General features: G+C 72.9%; 1 protein-coding gene. It reads right to left on the minus strand.

What is annotated here, in order from left to right; all coding sequences use genetic code 11:
* Positions 1-24: 24 nt before the first annotated feature.
* Entirely contained in the window at positions 25-23,397 is a 23,373-nt protein-coding gene (locus ACH4S8_RS08995) for a type I polyketide synthase (protein WP_398392357.1), read from the minus strand.
* Between the last annotated feature and the right edge of the window lie 441 nt (positions 23,398-23,838).

Raw genomic sequence — 23,838 nt, forward strand, 5'->3', positions numbered from 1 at the left:
GGTCACCGGACCGCTCAGGAGCGGTCAGGAAATCCCGAATTCCTTGCCGAGCAGATCGAATACCTCGTCGTCGGTGGCCGATTCCAGATCACTGCCGCCCGCACCAGGGTCTTCCTGGACCGGCGCCTTGCCGGATTCACCGGCAATCGCCAATACGGTCCGGAGCTTTGACAGGATCAGGTCGCGAGCTTCACTCGCCGCCAACTTCGTGACCAATTCTTGTTCGACTCTGTCCAAGTCGGCAAGTAGGGAATCCACTAGGGCTGGTTCGGCGGCCCCCGCCGTCTCCGTGAGTACGTGACGGGCCAGAAGAGCGGGTGTCGGATAGTCGAAGACCAGCGTCGCGGGGAGCCGCAGCCCGGTGGCCTTGTTCAGCCGGTTGCGCAGTTCGACGGCCGTGAGGGAGTCGAAGCCCAGGTCCTGGAAGGCGTGTTCCGGCCGGACCGTACGGTCCGACGCGTGCCCCAGGACCGCGGCCGTCCCGGCCCGGACAAGGTCCAGCACGGTCTTTTCCCGCTCGGCCTCCGGCAGTCCCTCCAGGCGCTCGGCCAGTGAGGAGGCGGAGGGAGCGGCGGCCCGGGCGGTCCTCCGGGCGGCCGCGGCCGGCACGAGGGCGCGCAGCACCGGCGGTGCCTCACCGGCGCGCAGCGCGCCGGTGTCGATGCGGGCCGGGGCGAGTACCGCCTCGTCCGAAGCCAGTGCCGCGTCGAACAGCCGCATCCCCTCCTCCGGCGGCAGCGGCAGCACGCCGCTGCGCGCCATCCGCGCCCGGTCGGTCTCGGCGAGGCTGTCCGTCATCGCACCGGGCTGTTCCCACACACCCCATGCCAGCGATGTGGCGGGCAGCCCCTCGCGGCGCCGGTGTGCCGAGAAGGCGTCGAGGAAGGAATTCGCCGCCGCGTAGCTCGCCTGACCGGCGCTGCCGACCATGCCGGCGACGGACGAGAACACCACGAAGGCGGTCAGCCCCATGTCCCGGGTGCACTCGTGCAGGTTCAGCACGGCGTCCACCTTGGGACGGAAGACCTCCTTCATCCTCTCCGGTGTGACCGAGGCGACGACCCCGTCGTCGAGCACACCCGCGGTGTGCACGACGGCCGACAGCGCATGCTCGCCGAGCCCGTCCAGCATGTCGGAGACGGCCTCCCTGTCCGCCACGTCGCAGGCCGCCCAGGTGACCTCGGCGCCCCATGCGACCAGTTCGGCCTCCAGCTCGGCCGCGCCGGGCGCGTCCCCGCCCCGGCGGCTCGCCAGCAGGAGCCGGCGCACCTTGTGCTCGGACACCAGGTGCCGGGCGACGAGCGCGCCCAGCGCACCGGACGCACCGGTCACGAGGACGGTGCCGCCGGCGAGGCCCGGCCGGTCGGCGGCGGTGGCGGTGGCGGTCCCGGTGGCCTTCACCAGGCGCGGTACGAACACCTCCCCGTCCCGGACCGCGAACTGCGGCTCACCGGAAGCCAGCGCGGCAGGCAGCACACCGACCGCCTCATCGGTCTCCTCGGCCTCCACCAGCACGATCCGGTCCGGATTCTCCGACTGCGCGGACCGCACCAGCCCCCACACCGCGGCATGAGCCAGATCACCCCGACGCGTCACCAACGCCAGACGCCCAGAACGCTCCTCCGCCAACCACCACTGCACCAGCGCCAGAACCTCACTCGCGATGCCGTGCACCCGGTCGGCGGTCTCCGCACCCGACCCCGCCCGGCACGGAACGACCGTGACCACCGCGACGTCGGGAAGGGCCGGCTCGGCGGACAGAGCGGCCAGGTCCGCGTAGCTCCGTACGTCGAGGCCGGCGGCGGCGTCGACCCCGGTGAGGGCCGCGGGCTGCCATGCGAGGCCGAACAGCGAGTCTTCGGCACGCCTGTCGGAGCCGGCCGCCACGAGCAGTTGCTCGCGCGACACCGGCCGCAGCGACAGTGAGCCGACCGTGGCCACCGGACCACCCGAGGCGTCGGCCACGGTCAGCGACACCGCGTCCGTGCCCGTGCCCGTGCCCGTGCCCGTGCCCGTGCCCGTGCCCGTGCCCGTGCGAGAGAGCTTGACCCGCAGCGCCGTCGCCCCCGCGGCACGCACACCCACTTCGGACCAGGCGAAGGGCAGCAGCGGCCCGTCGGCGACGGGGCCGAGCCCGCCCGCGCCGATCGCGTGGAGCGCCGCGTCCAGCAGCGCCGGATGAACGGCGAACGCGCCCGCCTCCGTGCCCTCGGGGAGGGCTACCTCGGCGAGAACGTCGTTCCCGCTGCGCCACACCGACCGCAGGCCCCGGAAGACCGGGCCGTAGCCCAGGCCGAGTCCGTCCAGGCCCTCGTAGAACCCGGTCAGGTCGACGGCCTCGGCGCCCGCCGGCGGCCACGCGCCGAGGTCCGCGCCGTGCGGCGGCTCGGGCAGCGCATCCGTCAGAAAGCCGACCGCATGCCGCACCCACGGCGCGTCGTCCGGGGCGTCCTCCCGTCGCGAGTGCACGCTCAACGCGCGCCTGCCCGGCTCCTCCTCGGCCCCGACCCACACCTGCACGGCCACACCGCCGTGCTCCGGGACGACCAGCGGTGCTTCCAGTGTCAGGTCCTCGACCTGCGCGCAACCGGCCTCGTCGCCCGCACGCACCGCCAGTTCCACGAGCGCGGTCCCCGGCAGGAGCACTCTGTCCATGACCGTGTGGTCGGCGAGCCAGGGGTGCGTCCTGAGCGAGAGCCGCCCGGTGACCAGGAACCCGCCGGCACCGGGCAGCGCGACCACCGCACCGGCCAACGGGTGCTCCGCCGCTCCCAGTCCGAGTCCGGTGGCGGCGGCGCTGCCGGTGAACTCCTCGGGCGCATCCAGCCAGTAGCGCTCGTACTGGAAGGCGTAGGTGGGCAGGTCGACGCGCCGGGCGCCGGGGAAGAGCGCCTGCCAGTCCGGGGAGACGCCATGGGCGTGCAGTTCGGCGAGCGCGGTGACGACGGCCTGCGGCTCGGGGCGGTCGGTCCGTACGACGGGGACGGTGACGATGTCCGAGCCGTCGAGGCAGCCCTGGGCGAGGGCGCTGAGAACGCCTCCGGGGCCGATCTCCACGAAGGTCGTCACGCCCAGCTCGTGCAGGGTCCGGACGCCGTCGGCGAAGCGGACCGCCTCACGGACGTGCCGGACCCAGTACTCGGGGGTGTACGCCTCGGCCGGCCGGCCGGTGAGGTTCGAGACGACGGGAATCCGCGGCTCGTCGAAGGTCAGATCGCTCGCGATCTGCTCGAACTCGTCCAGCATCGGATCCATCAGCGGCGAATGGAAGGCGTGACTGACCTTCAGGCGGGACGTCTTACGACCCTGCTCCCGGAAGGCCTCGCCGATAGCGACGACCACGTCCTCGACCCCGGAGACAACGACCGACCGTGGGCCGTTGACCGCCGCGATGCCGATGCCGTCGGTCAGGTACGGCAGCACCTCGTCCTCGGTCGCCTGGACCGCCACCATCGCCCCACCCGCGGGCAACGCCTGCATCAACGCGGCCCGCGCCGACACCAGCCTCGCCGCATCCGCGAGCGACAACACACCCGCCACATGCGCGGCAGCGATCTCACCCACCGAATGACCGGCCACGTAGTCCGGACGGATGCCCCACGATTCGAGAAGCCGGAACAGGGCCACCTCGACCGCGAAGAGCGCGGGCTGCGTCGAACCCGTCCGGTTCAACTCCTCCGAGTCGACATCGACGGGCGCATCCAAGAGTGCGCACACCTCGTCGTAGGCTGCCGCGAACACCGGGTACGCCGCGTACAGTTCACGCCCCATGCCGATCCGCTGGGAACCCTGACCCGAGAACAAGAACCCCACCTTGCCGCTGGTGCCCGGTTCACCCAGGACGACCCGGGCGGACGGTGCCCCCGCGGCCAACGCGCCGAGTCCGTCAAGGAGTTCGTCCCGGTTCTCCCCCACCACAACGGCCCGGTGCTCCAAGGCCGAGCGGGTGGTGGCGAGCGAGAACCCGATGTCGGCCGGCCGCAGGTCCGTGCCCGTGGTCGTGGCCGTCGCCAGGGACAGCAGACGCTCCGCCTGTGCCCGCAGCGCCGCCTCCGTCCTGCCCGACAGCACCCACGGTACGACCACGCCGTTGTCGGGCTCGGGCGACAACTCCACGGATTCGGGGGCCTGTTCGACGATCACGTGGGCATTGGTGCCGCTGATGCCGAAGGACGACACGGCGGCACGGCGTGGGCGATCGGTCTCAGGCCAGTCGATGGCCTCGGTCAGCAGCCGGACGTCACCGGCCGACCAGTCCACGTGCGGCGTCGGCTCGTCCACGTGCAGGGTCCGCGGCAGGATGCCGTGCCGCATCGCCATGACCATCTTGATCACACCGCCGACACCCGCAGCGGCCTGCGCATGACCGATGTTCGACTTCAGCGAACCCAGCCACAACGGCCGCTCCTCCGGCCGCTCCTGACCGTACGTGGCGAGCAGCGCCTGCGCCTCGATCGGGTCACCCAGCCTCGTACCCGTACCGTGCGCCTCCACCGCGTCGACCTGATCCGAGGACAGGGCCGCATTGGCCAGCGCCTGCCGGATCACCCGCTGCTGCGCCGGACCGTTCGGAGCCGTCAGACCGTTCGACGCACCGTCCTGGTTCACCGCCGTACCGCGAACCACCGCCAACACCCGGTGCCCGTTGCGACGGGCATCCGACAACCGCTCCACCAGCAACATGCCCGCGCCCTCGGCCCACCCGGTACCGTCCGCCCCGGCCGCGAATGCCTTGCACCGGCCGTCCGCCGACAGACCGCGCTGACGGCTGAACTCCACGAACGTCGAGGGAGTCGCCATGACGGTGACGCCGCCGACGAGGGCCATCGAGCACTCGCCGCTGCGCAGCGACTGGGTCGCCAGGTGCAGCGCCACCAGCGAGGACGAACACGCCGTGTCCACCGTGACCGCCGGGCCCTCCAGCCCGAACGTGTACGAAACGCGCCCCGAAGCCACGCTGCCCGCACTGCCGCTGCCCAGGTAGGCGTCCATGCCCTCCGGAGCCGTTGTCACGCGCCCGCCGTAGTCGTGGTACATCACGCCGGCGAAGACACCGGTCCTGCTGCCCCGCACCGTCGCCGGGTCGATCCCGGCCCGCTCGAACGCCTCCCACGACGTCTCCAGCAGCAACCGCTGCTGCGGATCCATCGCCAGCGCCTCACGCGGCGAGATCCCGAAGAAGGCCGGGTCGAACTCGGCAGCCTCGTGGAGGAAGCCGCCGTGGCGCACGTAGGACCTGCCGGAGCGGTCGGGGTCCGGGTCGTAGAGGTTCTCGACGTCCCAGCCGCGGTCCTCGGGGAATCCCGAGATCGCGTCGCCGCCGGAGGCGACGAGGCGCCACAGGTCTTCGGGCGACCGCACGTCACCGGGGAACCGGCAGGCCATGCCCACGATCGCGATCGGCTCGTCCGTCGCGGTCACCGCGGCGACCGCGGCATCGAACTGCTCCTGGACGCCCAGTGACTCGGCCAGCAGGAAGTGGGAGAGCGCGACGGGCGTGGGGTGGTCGAAGACCATGGTCGCGGGGAGCCGCAGCCCGGTCGCCGTGTTCAGCCGGTTGCGCAGTTCCACCGAGGTGAGCGAGTCGAAACCGGCGTCCTGGAAGGCGTGTTCCGGCTGGACGTTCCGGGCCGAGGCATGGCCGAGTACGGCGGCCACCTCGGTACGCACCAGGTCCAGCACCACCTGTTCGCGCTCGGCCTCCGGCAGCCCGGCCAGCCGCTGAGCCAGCGATCCCTTCGGCGCGGTCCGCGCCGTGCGCCGCACCGGCGCGACCCGCACCAGTCCGCGCAGGACCGGCGGCACCGTGCCCTGCAGGCCGCCCAGGTCCAGCCGGAGCGGGGCGACGGCGGCCCGGCCCAGGGCCAGGGCCGCGTCGAACAGTCGCAGTCCTTCACCGACGTCCATCGGGGCCAGGCCCACCCGCTTGAGCCGGGCGAGGTCCGCCTGGTCGAGGCGGTCGGCCATGCCGCTGCCCTGCTCCCACAGGCCCCACGCCAGCGACGTGGCGGGAAGCCCCCGGGCGCGGCGGGCTTCGGCGAAGGCGTCGAGGAAGGTGTTCGCCGCCGCGTAGTTGCCCTGTCCCGCGCTGCCCAGGATTCCGGACACCGAGGAGAAGACGACGAACGCCGACAGGTCGCTCGTCAGCTCATGGAGGTTGAGCACGGCGTCGACCTTCGGGCGCAGCACCTTCTCCATGCGCTCCGGGGTGAGCGCGGCGATCACGCCGTCGTCGAGGACGCCGGCCGTGTGCACCACGGCCGTGACCGGTGTGCCGGACAGCACCTCGGCGAGGGCGTCCCGGTCGGCCACGTCGCAGGCCGCCCAGCGCACCTCGGCGCCCGACGCGGCCAGTTCGGCCTCCAGTTCGGCCGCGCCGGGGGCCTCCGCGCCGCGTCGGCTGACCAGCAGCAGGCTGCGTACTGCGTGTTCGGCGACCAGGTGCCGGGCGACGAGCGCGCCCAGCGCACCGGACGCTCCGGTCAGCAGGACGGTGCCGGAGCCGAGGTCCGGCGTGCCGGTGGCGGTCCCGGCGGCCTTCACCAGGCGCGGTACGAACACCTCCCCGTCCCGGACCGCGAACTGCGGCTCACCGGAAGCCAGCGCGGCAGGCAGCACACCGACCGCCTCATCGGTCTCCTCGGCCTCCACCAGCACGATCCGGTCCGGATTCTCCGACTGCGCGGACCGCACCAGCCCCCACACCGCGGCATGAGCCAGATCACCCCGACGCGTCACCAACGCCAGACGCCCAGAACGCTCCTCCGCCAACCACCACTGCAGCAACGCGAGAACCTCACTCGCGATGCCGTGCACCCGGTCGGCGGTCTCCGCACCCGACCCCGCCCGGCACGGAACGACGACGACGTCCGGTGTCCCTTCCGACTCCCGCAGTGCGTCGAAGTCCGCGACAGTCTCGATCACCAGCGTGTCGGTGGCGGAGGAAAGGGTGAACGGCGTCCACTCCAGCGCGAACAGTTGATCGCCGCCACCGGCACCGCGCAATTGCTCCGCCGAGACGGCCCGCAACGACAGCGACTCGACCGAGGCCACCGGGTCACCGGTGCCGTCGGCCACGGTCAGCGTCACCGAACCGGTGGCCGTCCGCGACAGTTTCACCCGCACCATCGCCGCACCGGCAGCCCGCACGACGACGCCGGACCACGCGAACGGCAGGACCGGGCCCTCGTCCAGCGACACCAGCCCACCGGCGGCCAGCGCGTGCAGGGCGGCGTCCAGCAGCGCCGGGTGCAGGGCGAACTCCGCCGCCTCGGCCGCCGACTCGTCCGGCAGCTCTACCTCGGCGAAGACGTCGTCCCCGTCGCGCCACACCGAGCGCAGGCCCTGGAAGACCGGACCGTAGTCCAGGCCCGCAGCAGCCATGCCCTCGTAGAACGCCGTCAGGTCGACGGCCTCCGCGCCCGCCGGCGGCCACGCGCCGAGGTCCGCGGCGTACGGTGCCTCTGCCGAGGACAGCACACCCGTCGCGTGCCGCAGCCATGAACCGTCGGCGACACGCGAGTGCACGCTCAGCTGCCGTCGGCCGGACTCGTCCTCCGAGCCGACGGCCACCTGAAGGGTGACGCCACCGCGCTCGGGCACCACCAGGGGAAGTTCAAGGGTGAGGTCTTCGATCGATCCGCACCCCGTCTCGTCGCCCGCCCGGATCGCCAACTCGACGAACGCGGTGCCGGGCAGCAGAACGGTCCCGTTCACGGCGTGGTCGGCGAGCCAGGGGTGGGTTTCGAGGGAAAGCAGTCCGGTGAGCAGGACCCCGTCGCTGTCGGCCGTCGCAATCGCGGCACCGAGGAGCGGATGGTCCGCCGCTCCCAGGCCTGCGGCCCGGACGTCACCGGGCGCCTGGGGAACGTCGAGCCAGTAGCGCTCGCGCTGGAAGGCGTAGGTCGGCAGGTCGACGCGGCGGGTACCCGGGAAGAGCGCCTGCCAGTCGGGCGAGACGCCCTGGACGTGCAACTGCCCGATCGCGGCAGTGATCGCATACCGCTCGGGGCGGTCGGCGCGCAGGGCGGGGACGGTGACGATGTCCGCGTCGTCGTCGAGGCAGCCCTGGGCGAGGCCACTCAGCACACCGCCCGGACCGATCTCCACGAACGTCGTCACGCCCAGCTCGTGGAGAGTCCGGACACCGTCGGCGAAGCGCACCGCCTCACGGACGTGTCGGACCCAGTACTCGGGGGTGTACGGCTCGGCCAGACGGCCGGTGAGGTTCGAGACGACGGGAATCCTCGGCTCGCCGAAGACCAGACCGCGAACGATCTCCGCGAACTCCTCCAGCATCGGGTCCATCAGCGGCGAGTGGAACGCGTGACTGACCTTCAGGCGGGACGTCCTACGACCCTGCTCCCGGAACACCTCGGCGATCGCCGTGACCGCGCCCTCGGCACCCGAAACGACCACGGACCGCGGCCCGTTGAGCGCCGCGATGCCGACGCCGCCGGTCAAGTGCGGCAGCACCTCGTCCTCGGTCGCCTGGACCGCCACCATCGCGCCACCGGCGGGCAGGGCCTGCATCAACGCGGCCCGCGCCGACACCAGCCTCGCCGCATCCGCGAGCGACAACACACCCGCCACATGAGCGGCCGCGATCTCACCCACCGAATGACCCGCCACATAATCCGGCCGGATGCCCCACGACTCCAGCAACCGGAACAGCGCCACCTCGACCGCGAACAACGCCGGCTGCGCCGAACCCGTCCGGTTCAACTCCTCCGAGTCGACATCGACCGGCGCATCCAGATGCGCGCACACCTCGTCGTACGCCGTGGCGAACACCGGGAACGCGTCGTAGAGTTCGCGGCCCATGCCGACCCGCTGCGAGCCCTGACCCGAGAACAAGAACCCGGTCTTGCCGCTGGTGCCACCGCCCACCGGAGCGGCCCCGGACACAAGCGCCTCCAGCCCCTGCCGGAGCTCCGCAAGCTCCTCCCCCACGACCACAGCACGGCGCTCCAGCGCCGCACGCGACGTCGCCAGCGAGAACGCCACGTCCTCCGCCCGAACCCCTGCGCCTCCCACGCCCCCGACACCCTCGGCGTCCCCGGTGTCCAGGAAGGACAGCAAGCGGCCCGCCTGCTCCCGCAGCGCCGCATCGCTCCTCGCCGACAGCACCCATGGCACGACCGCGCCCGAAGCCGAAGTCGGGGTCGGGGTCTGGGTCGAAGCAGAGGACTCCTCCGCCACGCCAGGCGCCTGTTCGACGATCACGTGGGCATTGGTGCCGCTCACGCCGAAGGACGACACGGCGGCACGGCGCGGGCGATCGGTCTCAGGCCAGTCGATGGCCCCGGTCAGCAGCCGGACGTCACCGGCCGACCAGTCCACGTGCGGCGTCGGCTCATCCACATGCAGGGTCCGCGGCAGCACACCGTGCCGCATCGCCATGACCATCTTGATGATGCCGCCGACGCCCGCAGCGGCCTGCGCATGACCGATGTTCGACTTCAGCGAACCCAGCCACAACGGCCGCTCCTCCGGCCGCTCCTGGCCGTACGTGGCGAGCAGCGCCTGCGCCTCGATCGGATCGCCCAGCCTCGTACCCGTACCGTGCGCCTCCACCACGTCGACCTGATCCGAGGACACACCGGCGTTCGCCAGCGCCTGCCGGATCACCCGCTGCTGCGCCGGACCGTTCGGCGCCGTCAGACCGTTCGACGCACCGTCCTGGTTCACCGCCGTACCGCGAACCACCGCCAACACCCGGTGCCCGTTGCGACGGGCATCCGACAACCGCTCCACCAGCAACATGCCCGCGCCCTCGGCCCACCCGGTACCGTCCGCCCCGGCCGCGAATGCCTTGCACCGGCCGTCCGCCGACAGACCGCGCTGACGGCTGAACTCCACGAACACGGACGGGCCTGCCATCACCGTGACGCCGCCGACGAGGGCCATCGAGCACTCGCCGCTGCGCAGCGACTGGGTCGCCAGGTGCAGCGCCACCAGCGAGGACGAACACGCCGTGTCCACCGTGACCGCCGGGCCCTCCAGCCCGAACGTGTACGAAACGCGCCCCGAAGCCACGCTGCCCGCACTGCCGTTGACGAGGTAGCCCTCCAGTCCTGCCGGCGAGGTGTGCACGCGCCCGCCGTAGTCGTGGTACATCACGCCGGCGAAGACACCGGTCCTGCTGCCCCGCACCGTCACCGGGTCGATCCCGGCCCGCTCGAACGCCTCCCACGACGTCTCCAGCAGCAACCGCTGCTGCGGATCCATCGCCAGCGCCTCACGCGGCGAGATCCCGAAGAACTCGGCGTCGAAGTCCGCCGCGTCGTGGAGGAAGCCGCCCTCCCGGGTGTAGCTGGTGCCCCACTGGTCGGGGTCCGGGTCGTAGAGGTTCTCCACGTCCCAGCCGCGGTCCTCGGGGAAGCCCGACACGGCGTCGCGGCCGGAGAACACCAGCTGCCACAGGTCTTCGGGCGACTGCACGCCGCCGGGATAGCGGCAGGCCATGCCCACGATCGCGATGGGCTCGTCCGCCGTTCCGGTGGCCGGGGAGAGGGCCGCCGGCACGGCTGCCGCCGCCGCGCCGGAGCCTGCGGCTTCGGTGGTGAGGAAGCGGGCGAGGGCAAGCGGGTTCGGGTGGTCGAAGACCAGGGTGGCGGGCAGGCGCATGCCGACGGCCGAGTTGAGCCGGTTGCGCAGTTCGACGGCGGTCAGCGAGTCGAACCCGATGTCCTTGAACGAGTCGTCCGCTCCGACCGACCGGGTCCCGGCGTGCCCGAGCACGGCAGCGACCTCGGTACGCACCAGGTCCAGCACCACCTGCTCGCGCTCGGCCTCCGGCAGCCCGGCCAGCCGCCGGCCGAGGGAGGACGATGCCGCCTTCGCCGCCGCTGCCGCGCGCCGCACCGGCGCGACCCGTACCAGTCCGCGCAGGACCGGCGGCACGGGCTGCCCCTGTCCGTCGCGGAAGGCGGACGTGTCGAGCCGGATCGGGGCGACCGCTGCCCGATCGGTGGCCAGTGCCGTGTCGAACATCCGCAGGCCGTCCGCCGACGGGATCGCGGCGAGGCCCATGCGCTTGATGCGCGTGAGATCGGTGTGGTCGAGGCCGCCGGTCATGGCGCTCTCGCTGTCCTGCGCCCACAGGCCCCAGGCCAGCGACGTGGCCCTCAGGCCCGCGGCACGGCGGTGCTCGGCGAGGGCGTCGAGGAAGGTGTTGGCGGCGGCGTAGTTCCCCTGGCCCGGCGTGCCGAGGGTGCCCGCCACCGAGGAGAAGAGCACGAACGCGGACAGGTCGCCGGACAGCTCACCCGCCAGGTCGTGCAGGTTCAGCGCCGCGTCCACCTTCGGTCGGAACACGGCGTCCAGCCGCTCGGGGGTCAGCGAGCCGATGATTCCGTCGTCGAGGACACCGGCGGTGTGAATGATCGCGGACAGGCTCTGCCCGGGCCCGGTCAGGAGTGCACGGACGGCGTCGCGGTCGGCCACGTCACACGCGGCCCAGGTGACGTCGGCGCCCTGGGCGGTCAGCTCGGCGGCGAGCTCGGCCGCGCCGGGTGCGTCCCCGCCGCGGCGGCTGACCAGCAGCAGACTGCGGACGCCGTGCTCGGCGACCAGGTGCCGGGCGAACAGCCCGCCCAGCCCGCCCGACGCTCCGGTCAGCAGGACGGTGCCGGAACCGAGACCGGCAAGCTCCGGATCCGCGTCCGGCGCGGCGACGCGGACCAGCCTCGGCACCCGGACCTCGTCGTCCGCGTGCACCGCGGCCTGCGGCTCACCCGACGCGATCAGGGCGGGCAGCACCCGGGCAAGACCGGCGCCGTCAACACCACTGCCGACGTCGGCAGCGGCATCGGCATCGCTGGAGGTCTCCACCAGCACGATGCGGTCGGGGTTCTCGGTCTGCACCGAGCGCACCAGCCCGCGGACCGCCGACTGGGCGAGGTCTCCCGTACGCGTCACCAGCACCAGGCGCGCCGGGCGTTCCTCGGCCAGCCACCACTGCATCAGCTCCAGCACTGCGTGGGTGACCTCACGGACCCGTGTGGCGAGGTCCGCGTCGGCCCCGGTCGGACAGGGCACGACCACGGCATCGGCATCGGCTCCGGCTCCGGCTCCGGCATCGGTGCCCGCCGGCGAGTCGGCGGCCCGAAGAGCGGCGAGGTCCTCGTACGTCTCGATCCTCATGCCGTCCGGCGCGGACGGCAGGCCGACCGGTGTCCACTCCAGGCCGAAGACCGCGTCGTCGTGGCCGGAACCGGCGCGCAACTGGTCGGCGGGCACCGGGCGCAGCGTCAGCGTGTCGACCTGCGCGATCGGCTCACCGGTGCCGTCGGCCAGCATCAGCGACACCGTGGAGGTGCCGGTGCCGACCCGCGAGACCTTCACCCGCAGGCCGGAGGCTCCGGCAGCCGCCAGGCGCACGCCGCTCCAGGCGAACGGCAGCAGCCCGTTCCCCGTCCCGGCCTCGGGCTCGACCGCGCCCAGCCAGACGGTGTGCAGGGCGGCGTCGAACAGCGCGGGGTGCAGGCCGTACGCGCCCGCGTCCCTCCGCTCCGCGCCCGGCAGCTCCGCCTCGGCGAAGAAGTCGTCCCCGCTCCGCCACGCGGCGCGCAGCCCCTGGAAGACGGGGCCGTAGTCGAGCGCCATGCCGGCGAGGCGGTCGTAGAACCCGTCGACGTCGACCGGCTCCGCGCCCACGGGCGGCCACGCGGCGAGCGAGCCGTCCATGGGCCCTCCTGCGGCGACGGCCAGCGAGCCGGAGGCGTGCCGGACCCATGCCCGCCCGGAGACGTCCTCGTGGGCGTACGCGTCCTCGCCGTCGATCCGCGAGTGCACGGTCAGCGGTCGGCGGCCCGAGCCGTCGTCGGCGCCGACGCGCACCTGCAGGGCGACGCCGCCGCGCTCGGGCACGAGCAGCGGTGCCTCCAGCGTCAGCTCTTCCAGCAGGTCGCAGCCCACGGCGTCGGCAGCGGTGATCGCCAGCTCGACGAACGCGGTTCCCGGCAGGAGCGCGACTCCGCTGACGGCGTGGTCCATCAGCCACGGGTGCGTATGCGCCGAGAGCCGCCCGGTGAGCAGGTGTCCGTCGCCGTCGGCCAGCGGCACGGCGGCGCCGAGGAGCGGGTGACCGGCCTCGCCCTGCCCCACCGCGCGCATGTCACCGGCGGAGGCGGGGGCGTCGAGCCAGTAGCGCTCGCGCTGGAAGGCGTACGTGGGCAGGTCGACGTGCCGGGCGCCGGGGAAGAAGGCGTGCCAGTCCACTTCGGCGCCGCTGACGTGCAGTTGGGCGTACGCGGTGGTGAGCGCCCGGGGTTCGGGGCGGTCGGCCCGGAGTACGGGGATGGTGACGATGTCGTCCACGCAGCCCTGCGCCATGCCACTGAGGACACCACCGGGACCGATCTCCACGAACGTGGTCACACCCAGCTCGTGCAGGGTCCGCACACCGTCGGCGAAACGCACCGCCTCGCGGACGTGCCGCACCCAGTACTCGGGGGTGTACGACTCGGCCGACCGACCGGTGAGGTTCGAGACCACCGGGATCCGCGGCTCACTGAACGTCAGACCGCCGACGACCTCGGCGAACTCCTCCAGCATCGGTTCCATCAGCGGTGAATGGAACGCGTGGCTGACCTTCAACCGGGAGGTCTTGCGGCCCTGTCGGGTGAAGACCTCGGCGATCTCCAGCACGGCGTCCTCGACACCGGAGACCACGACGGACCGAGGCCCGTTGATCGCCGCGATGCCCAGACCGTCGGTCAGGTGCGGCAGCACCTCGTCCTCGGCCGCCTGCACGGCAACCATCGCACCGCCCGCGGGCAACGCCTGCATCAGCGCAGCCCGTGCCGACACCAGCCTCGCCGCGTCCGCGAGCGACAACACACCCGCCACATGAGCGGCCGCGATCTCACCCACCGAGTGACCGGCCACGAAGTCCGGCCGGACACCCCACGACTCCAGCAGCCGGAACAACGCCACCTCGACCGCGAACAACGCGGGCTGCGCCGAACCCGTCCGGTCGAGCTCCTCCGAGTCGACATCGACCGGCGCGTCCAAAAGCGCGCACACCTCGTCGTAGGCCGCAGCGAACACCGGGTACGCCGCGTACAGCTCGCGCCCCATCCCCAGCCGCTGCGAACCCTGCCCCGAGAACAAGAATCCGACCTTGTCCGCCGAACGAGCTCGCCCGGCGACGACGTTCACCGCCGGTTCGCCTGCCGCGAGGGCCTCAAGACCCGCCCGCAGTTCGGCCGGGTCGGTGCCGATCACCGCTGCCCGGTGCTCCAGCGCCGACCGCGTCGTCGCCGCCGAGAATCCGGCGTCGACGGGCGACACGTCATCGGTCGCGACGGCCAGCAGACGCTCCGCCTGGGCCCGCAGCGCCACTTCGCTCTTTGCCGACAGCACCCACGGCACGGGCACCGGACGGTGTTCCCGGGCCTGCTCGGCCACGGCCGCGGCGGGCGCCTCCTCGATGATGGTGTGGGCGTTGGTGCCACCGATGCCGAAGGACGACACCGCGGCCCGGCGGGGCCCGGCGGTCCCGGGCCATTGCACCGGCTCGGTCAGCAGCCGCACGGCGCCCGCCGACCAGTCGACGTGCGCGGTCGGCTCGTCCACATGGAGCGTCTGCGGCAGCAGGCCGTGCCGCATCGCCAGAACCATCTTGATCACGCCGGCGACGCCCGCGGCGGCCTGTGTGTGGCCGATGTTGGACTTGACCGAGCCCAGCCACAGCGGCCGGTCGTCGGAGTGTTCCTGACCGTACGTGGCGAGGAGCGCCTGCGCCTCGATCGGGTCGCCGAGCCTGGTCCCCGTGCCATGGGCCTCGACGGCGTCCACGTCGGCCGGCGTGAGCCCGGCGGACGCCAGCGCCTGTCGGATCACCCGCTGCTGCGAGGGACCGTTCGGCGCGGTCAGACCGTTGGACGCGCCGTCCTGGTTCACCGCGCTGCCGCGGACCACCGCCAGCACCTGATGCCCGTTCCGACGGGCGTCGGACAGCCGCTCCACCAGCAGCAGGCCCACGCCTTCGCCCCAGCCCGTACCGTCGGCACCGGCCGCGAACGCCTTGCACCGGCCGTCGGGCGACAGCCCCCGCTGCCGGCTGAACTCCACGAACAGGTCCGGCGTGGTCATGACGGTGACGCCCCCGACCAGGGCCATCGAGCACTCGCCGCTCCGCAGCGCCTGCGCGGCGAGGTGGAGGGCCACCAGCGACGACGAGCACGCCGTGTCCACCGTGACCGCCGGGCCCTCCAGGCCGAACGTGTAGGAGATGCGTCCGGAGACGACCGAGGCCGCCTTGCCGGTGAGCGCGTACCCCTCGATCTCCTCGGGCGCGTTGCGCAGCCCGTTGGCGTAGTCCTGGCCGTTGGTGCCGATGAAGACACCGGTGCGGCCGGCGCGGACGGACGCGGGGGCGATGCCGGCCCGCTCGAAGGCCTCCCACGCGGTCTCCAGCAGCAGCCGCTGCTGCGGGTCCATGGCCAGCGCCTCGCGCGGCGAGATACCGAAGAGACCGGCGTCGAAGCGGTCGGCGCCCTGGATGAAGCCGCCCTCGCGCGAGTACGTCTTACCGGGCCGGTCGGGGTCGGGGTCGTAGAGCGCGTCGATGTCCCAGCCGCGGTCGGTGGGGAAGCCGGACATCGCGTCCCGGCCGGAGCTCAGCAGCTCCCACAGGTCCTCCGGCGACTCGACGCCGCCGGGGAAGCGGCAGCTCATGCTGACGATCGCGAGGGGCTCGTCGGCCGCGGCGGCGGCCGTCACCTGCGCGGCGTCCGCCGCCGACCCGTGCCGGCCGAGGAGTTCCTCGCCCAGGTGACGGGCGAGGGCGGCGGGGGTCGGGTGGTCGAAGACCAGGGTGGTGGGCAGCTTGAGGCCGGTGGCCGTGGTGAGCCTGTGGCGCAGTTCGACGGCGGTGAGCGAGTCGAAGCCGGTCTCGCGGAACGTCCGGTCGGCTTCGAAGGCGCCCTTGCCCGTGTGGCCGAGCACCGTGGCGGCCTGCTCGCGGACCAGGTCCAGCAGGATGCGGTCCTGTTCCCCCGGCGTGGCGCCGAGGAGGCGCCGGCCCAGTGCGGACGCGGGTGCTTCGGCGCTCTGCGCCGCCCGGGCGCGTGCTTCGAGGGCCTTGCGGGCCTCGGGCACGCCGTGCAGCAACGGGCAGGGGCGCGTACCGGCGAAGGCCGGGACGAAGCGGTCCCAGTCCACGTCCGCGACGGTCACGGAGGTCTCGCCGTGGGTCAGCGCATCGTGCAGCACGGAGATCGCGGAAAGGGCCGCGATCTCCCGTACGCCGCGCCGCCGCAGGTGGTCACCGGCGGCGCCGTCGGCCATGCCTCCGTCCGCCCAGGATCCCCATGCGACGGCCAGTGCGGGCATGCCCTGCGCCCGGCGCTGCTCGGCGAGGGCGTCGAGGAAGGCGTTCGCGGCACCGTAGGCTCCCTGGCCGCCGTTGCCCCAGACGCCGGTCATCGAGGAGAAGAGCACGAAGGCGTCGAGGTCCTGGCGGTCCCGGGTCAGCTCGTGCAGGTGGAGCGCCGCGTCCACCTTGGGGCGCAGCACGTGGGCGAGGCGCTCGGGCGTGAGCGATTCGACCAGGCCGTCGTCGAGTACGCCCGCGGTGTGCACCACGGCGTTCACGGTGTGCCGGCCGAACAACTCGGCGAGCGCGTCGCGGTCGGCCGCATCGCACGCGGCGACGGTGACCTCGGCGCCCAACTCCTCCAGTTCCGCCTTGAGTTCGGCGGCGCCCGGGGCGTCGGGTCCCCGGCGACCGGTGAGCACCAGGTGTTCGGCACCGGCACCGGCGAGCCAGCGGGCCACGTGCCCGCCCAGCGCACCCGTACCACCGGTCACGAGCACGGTGCCGCGCGGCGACCAGGGTGCGTCCACAGGTGCCGTGCTCTGCGGGGCGCGCACGAGACGGCGGCCGGAAACGCCGGAGGCGCGTACGGCGAGCTGGTCCTCGTCGGCCTGGCCCAGCACGCCGGCCAGTCGCTCCAGCGCGCGGGAGTCGGGCTCGGCGGGCAGGTCGACGAGCCCGCCCCAGCGCTGCGGCTGCTCCAGCGCGACGACCCTGCCCAGGCCCCAGAGCCGGGCGGAGACGGGGTCGGTCAGCGGGTCCGTCGGGCCGGTCGACACCGCGCCGCTGGTCAAGCACCACAGCGGGGCCTCGATCCCGGCGTCGCCGAGGGCCTGGACGAGCAGGACGAGCCGCTGGAGGGCATCAGCCCCCGCTTCTCCCTGCGCCGCGGCGAACAGGATGCCGTCGGCCTGCTCGTGCCCGGCGTCGGCGAAGGCCCGGGCGAGCACGTCGCGGTCGGTGTCCTCGCCCATGGCGAACGGTACGAGCGTAACGCCGAGTTCCATGAGCCCGGCACGGATCGCCTCGGTCCACGCGGTCTCCTCGGAGACCGCGTAGAGCCAGGTCCCCGACGGAGCGGCCCCGGCCATGTCGCCGAGCGGTTGCCAGGTGATCCGGTAGCGCCGGCCGTCGGCGGTGGACTGCTCGCGCCGCTGTCGGCGCCAGGCCGCCAACTTGGGTGCGACCACGTCCAGTTCGTCGGGCTCTACTCCCAGGAGCGCACCGAGGGACGCCCGGTCCTCGCTTTCGACGGAGTCCCAGAACTCGGCGTCCATCGCCTCCGGGGCGCCGGCGGTCACCGCCCGAGGCGCGTCGAGCCAGTAGCGCTCGCGCTGGAAGGCGTACGTGGGCAGGTCGACATGCCGGGCACCGGGGAGGAGCGCCTGCCAGTCGGGCGAGACGCCCTGGATGTGCAACTGCCCGACGGCGGTGACGAGTGCGTACGGCTCGGGCCGGTCGGCACGCAGAACGGGAACGGTGACGACGCCCGTACCGTCGTCGAAACAACCCTGGACCAAGGCGCTGAGGACGCCACCGGGGCCGATCTCGACGAACGTCGTCACGCCCAGATCGCCGAGGGTCTCGATGCCGTCGGCGAAGCGGACCGCCTCGCGGACGTGCCGGACCCAGTACTCGGGGGTGTACGCCTCGGCCAGACGGCCGGTGAGGTTCGAGACGACGGGAATCAGCGGCTCATTGAACGTCAGACCACTGACGACCTCCGCGAACTCCTCCAGCATCGGTTCCATCAGCGGCGAGTGGAACGCGTGACTGACCTTCAACCGGGAGGTTTTACGGCCCTGTCGGACGAAGACCTCGGCGATCTCCAGCACGGCATCCTCGGCACCGGAAATCACAACGGACTGAGGTCCGTTGAGCGCCGCGATGCCGACGCCGTCGGTCAGGTGCGGCAGCACCTCGTCCTCGGTGGCTTGGACCGCGACCATGGCGCCACCGACGGGCAGGGCCTGCATCAACGCGGCCCGCGCCGACACCAACCTCGCCGCATCAGCGAGCGACAACACACCCGCCACATGCGCCGCCGCGATCTCACCCACCGAATGACCGGCCACATAATCCGGCCGGACGCCCCACGATTCGAGAAGCCGGAACAGCGCCACCTCGACCGCGAAGAGCGCGGGCTGCGTCGAACCCGTCCGGTTCAACTCCTCCGCGTCCACGTCGAGCGTCACATCGAGGTGGGCACGGATCTCGTCGTACGCGGCGGCGAACACCGGGAACGCGTCGTAGAGTTCGCGCCCCATGCCGACCCGCTGCGAACCCTGACCCGAGAACAGGAACCCGACCTTGCCACCGATGGCACCACCCACCGGAGCAGCACCGGAAACAATCGCCTCCAACCCCCGCCGGAACTCGCCGAGATCCCCGCCCACGACCACAGCACGGCGCTCCAGCGCCGCACGCGACGTCGCCAGCGAGAACGCCACGTCCTCCGGCCGAACCCCTGCGCCTCCCACGCCCCCGACACCCTCGGCGTCCTCGGCGTCCAGGAAGGACAGCAGCCGGCCGGCCTGGGCGCGCAGTGCCGCGTCGCTCTTCGCCGACAGCGCCCACGGGACCGGTCCCGTAACGGCCGTCTCGCGGGCGGGCTCTTCGCTCGTCGCGGCCTGCTCGACGATGACGTGCGCGTTGGTGCCGCTGATGCCGAAGGACGACACGGCGGCACGCCGCGGCGCGTCGGTCTCAGGCCACTCCACGGCCTCGGTCAGCAGCCGGACGTCACCGGCCGACCAGTCCACGTGCGGCGTCGGCTCGTCCGCGTGCAGGGTCCGCGGCAGCACGCCGTGCCGCATCGCCATGACCATCTTGATCACACCGGCCACGCCCGCCGCGGCCTGCGCGTGACCGATGTTCGACTTCAGCGAGCCCAGCCACAACGGCCGGTCGCCGTCCCGTCCCTGGCCGTAGGCGGCGATGAGGGCTTCCGCCTCGATCGGGTCGCCGAGCCGCGTGCCCGTACCGTGCGCCTCCACGGCGTCGACGTCCGCGGGCGCGAGTCCGGCGGCCGTCAGGGCCTGGCGGATGACGCGCTGCTGGGAGGGGCCGTTCGGCGCCGTGAGTCCGTTCGACGCGCCGTCCTGGTTGACCGCACTGCCCCGCACGACGGCCAGTACCCGGTGGCCGTTGCGCCGGGCGTCGCTGAGCCGCTCCACCAGCAGCATGCCGACGCCCTCGGCCCAGCCCGTACCGTCGGCCCCGGCGCCGAACGCCTTGCACCGGCCGTCCGCCGACAGGCCGCGCTGACGGCTGAACTCCACGAACATGCCGGGCGTGGACATCACGGTGACCCCGCCGGCCAGGGCCATCGTGCACTCGCCGCGGCGCAGCGACTGGACGGCCAGGTGCAGCGCCACCAGCGAGGACGAGCACGCCGTGTCCACCGTGACCGCCGGGCCCTCCAGGCCGAACGAGTAGGCCACGCGGCCCGAGGCGACGCTGGTCGTCGTGCCGGTCAGCAGGTAGCCCTCGATGCCGTCGACCGGCTCGTGCAGCCGGGGGCCGTAGTCCTGTGCCGTCGCACCGATGAACACGCCCGCCCGGCTCCCGCGTAACGTGGCCGGGTCGATGCCGGCCCGCTCGAAGGCCTCCCACGCGGTCTCCAGGACCAGTCGCTGCTGCGGGTCGATCGCGGCGGCCTCGCGGGGGCTGATGCCGAAGAAGCCGGCGTCGAACTCGGCCGCCTCGTGCAGGAAACCGCCGTGCCGCGTCGAGGACTTGCCGAGCGTGCCGGGCTCCGGGTCGTAGAGCGCTTCGACGTCCCAGCCGCGGTCCGCCGGGAATCCGGAGACGGCGTCGCCGCCGGAGGCGACCAGCCGCCACAGGTCCTCGGGGGAGCTCACCCCGCCGGGCAGGCGGCAGCTCATGGACACGATGGCGATGGGCTCGTCGGGGTCGGCCGACGGCGCGGGCGCGGAGGCCGCCGTGTCCTCGCCGCCCAGGGACCGGTCGGCGAGATGGCGGGCGAGCGCGGCGGGGGTCGGGTGGTCGAACAGCAGCCCGCTGGGCAGGCGCAGGCCGGTGGCCTCGCCCAGCCGGTCGCGCAGTTCCACCGAGCTGAGCGAGTCGAAGCCGAGGTCCTTGAACGTCCACTCGGTCTCGACCTGGCGGGCTTCTGCGTGGCCCAGGACGGCGGCGATGTGCGCGCGGACGAGGTCGAGCACGGCCTCGTCGCGTTCGGACCGGGGCAGTCCGGTCAGCCGTCGGCCCAGGGCTCCGAGGGGCGCGCCGCCGGCCTGGGCGATGGCGTCCGGCCGCGGAGCCGCAGGAGCCCGGCCGGCGGTGGCGACGGACGGCGTGGTGTCGCCGTCCAGCCAGTACCGCTGCCGTTCGAACGCGTAGGTGGGGAGCGCGACCTTGCGGCGTACGCCTCGCCCGCCGCCGAACAGGGCGTCCCAGTCCGGCTCCACGCCGTGGACGTGCAGCGAGGCGACCGCCGTCAGCAGGGCCTGCGCCTCGGGGCGACGGGCGCGCAGGGCGGGGACGAGCAAGGACTCGCTGTCGGCGCCGGCGCGGGCCATGGAGGTGAGCACGCCGCCGGGGCCGAGCTCCAGGTACGTGCGGACGCCCTGCTCGTCGAGGCGGGCGACGCCGTCGGCGAAGCGGACCGCGTCGCGCACGTGGCGGACCCAGTACGCGGCCGTGCACCCTTCGTACCCCGAGGGATCCTCGGACAGCCGGCCCGTCACGTTGGACACGATCGGGATGCGCGGGGTGTGGAAGGTCAGGCCCTCGGCCACGTCGCGGAACTCCGCCAGCATGGGCTCCATGTGCGGGGAGTGGAAGGCGTGGCTGACCCGCAGCCGACTGGTCCTGCGGCCCAGGGCGGCGAAGGCGTCGGCGATCTCGGTGACGAGCTCCTCGTCGCCCGAGACGACGACGGAGTCCGGGCCGTTCAGGGCGGCGATGCTCACGCGGTCCGTGCGGCCGCCGATGCGGGCACGGACCTCGTCCTCCGCTGCCTGGACGGCGATCATGGCGCCGCCTGCGGGCAGTGCCTGCATCAGGCGGCCGCGCGCGGCCACGAGGGTGCAGGCGTCGGCGAGCGAGAGGACGCCGGCCACGTGCGCGGCGGCGAGTTCGCCGATGGAGTGGCCCATCAGCACGCCGGGGGTGATGCCCCAGCTCTCCAGCAGCCGGAACAGGGCGACCTCGACGGCGAACAGCGAGGTCTGCGTGTAGAGGGTCCGGTCGAGTTCGGCCGCTTCCTCGGTGCCTTCGGGCGCGAACATGACCTCGCGCAGCAGTCGCGGCAGCAAGGGGTCGAGGTGTGCGCACACCTCGTCCAGCGCGGTGGCGAACGCAGGGAAGGCCTCGGCCAGTTCGCGGCCCATGCCGGCTCGCTGGCTGCCCTGGCCCGAGAAGAGGAAGGCGAGCTCGCCGCGCGGGCCGGTGCGGCCCGTGGTCAGTGCGGCGTCGATGCCGCCGGTGGACAGCTCGCGCAGGGCGCGCAGGACGTCGTCGCGGTCCTCGCCCACGACGACGGCCCGGTGTTCGAAAGCGGTACGGCCGTTGGCCAGCGACCAGCCGACGTCGGGCAGGGCGAGACCGGGGTGCGCCTCGGCATGTGCGAGCAGGGCGGCGGCCTGGGCGCGCAGCCCGGATGCGGTCTTGGCGGACAGCGGCCAGGGGGTCGGCGCCGCGCTCGTACCCGCCTCCGCCTCCGCCTCCTCCGCCGCGCCCGCCTCCTCCGCCGCGGTCGCCTGGTGTTCCGCCAGCACGACGTGGCAGTTGGTGCCGCCCATGCCGAACGAGCTGACGCCGGCGAGCAGCGGGCGGTCCTCCTGGTCCTCCCACGGCGTGTGCTCGGTCTGCACCCGCAGGTTCAACCGGTTCAGGGGGATCGCCGGGTTCGGCGTCTCGAAGTTGAGGCTGGCGGGCAGTTCGCGGTGGCTGAGCGACAGGGCGGCCTTCAGCAGGCCGGTGATGCCGGCGGCACCCTCCAGGTGGCCGACATTGGTCTTGGCCGAGCCGACCCGCAGTGGGCGGCCGGGCTCACGTCCCGCACCGAGCACCGTGCCGAGCGCGGCTGCCTCGACGGGGTCGCCGACCTTGGTGCCGGTGCCGTGCAACTCCACGTAGCCGACGTGGGCGGGGTCGATCCCGGCCCGCTCGTAGGCGAGACGCAGCACCTGTTCCTGCCCCGCCTGCAGCGGCACGGTCAGCCCGTCGCCGCCACCGTCGTTGTTGACCGCGCTGCCGCGGATCACGCAGTAGACGTGATCGCCGTCCGCGACGGCCCGGGCGAGAGGTTTGAGCACGACGATGCCGCCGCCCTCGCCGCGGACGTAGCCGTTCGCGCGGGCGTCGAAGGTGAAGCAGCGGCCGTCGGGGGACAGGCCGCCGAACTTGGCGGCGCCCATGGTGCTCTCGGGGACGATGTTGAGGTTCACGCCGCCCGCGAGAGCGATCGTCGATTCGCCCTCGCGGAGGCTCTCGCAGGCGAGGTGGACCGAGACCAGGGAGGAGGACTGGCCGGAGTCCACGGTCAGGCTGGGGCCGTTGAGCCCGAGGAAGTACGAGACCCGGTTGGCGATGATGCTGCGGTGCAGGCCGGTGACGGTGTGCGGGGAGATGGCAGTGAGCCCGGAGCGGTGGTGCAAGGTCGCGTAGTCGTCCCAGATGGCGCCGACGAATACCCCGGTCCGGGTGGAGCGCAGCGTCCCGGCACGCACGTGCGCGTCCTCCAGCGCTTCCCAGGTCAGCTCCAGCACGAGCCGCTGCTGCGGGTCCATGGCGGCGGCCTCCTTGGGGGAGACTCCGAAGAACCCGGCGTCGAAGTGGCCGATGCGGTCGAGGAATCCGCCCCGTCGGATGTCGGTCCTGCCGGGTACGGACGGGTCGGCGTCACCCACCGCGGCCCCGTCCCACCGGTCCGGAGGGACGTCGGTGACGGCGTCCGCGCCCTCGCTGAGCAGCCGCCAGAAGGCGGCCGGGTCGGCGGCCCCCGGCAGTCGGCACGCCAGGCCGATCACGGCTATGCCATCGGCCGAATCCGCCGAAGCCGAACCGAACCGATTCACCATTCCGCTGAGCTCGGACTCGACCATATTGCGCTCCCCCACCCACACAGAGAATGAAAAGACACCGCCCCGTGCCGGCCACGGCACAGGCGATCGGCACGACCGGACGGCAACAAGTTGCGATGTGGCCCTAGTTTCGGTCCCGCGGCCGCTCTCCGTCGCCGCAGCGGATCAGCTTTAGGGGAATCCCCAATGGTCGACGTGCACGAGCATGGGCAGGCGGGAATCTCTAAGGAGAACCCTAGGGACAGCCGTAGGAGAATTGCGGCTTGTACAGCCTCTCCCAATTCTCCTCCGCATTCTCCTCCGCCGATAAGGTGGAGTGTAAATTCGACGGCGGATCCGGCGGTCGTGGAAGAGGTACCAGACGGCTGATATCGCCGTGGCGTCGGAGACCGTGGGGTCTGTCGAAAGTGCTCGGTCCGGGCAGCTCGTGCCCGTCTCGGGCGAGCAACTGGTCGCGATGCC

Origin of the sequence: Streptomyces sp. NPDC021080, from assembly GCF_044333225.1 — a bacterium.
Taxonomy (GTDB): domain Bacteria; phylum Actinomycetota; class Actinomycetes; order Streptomycetales; family Streptomycetaceae; genus Streptomyces.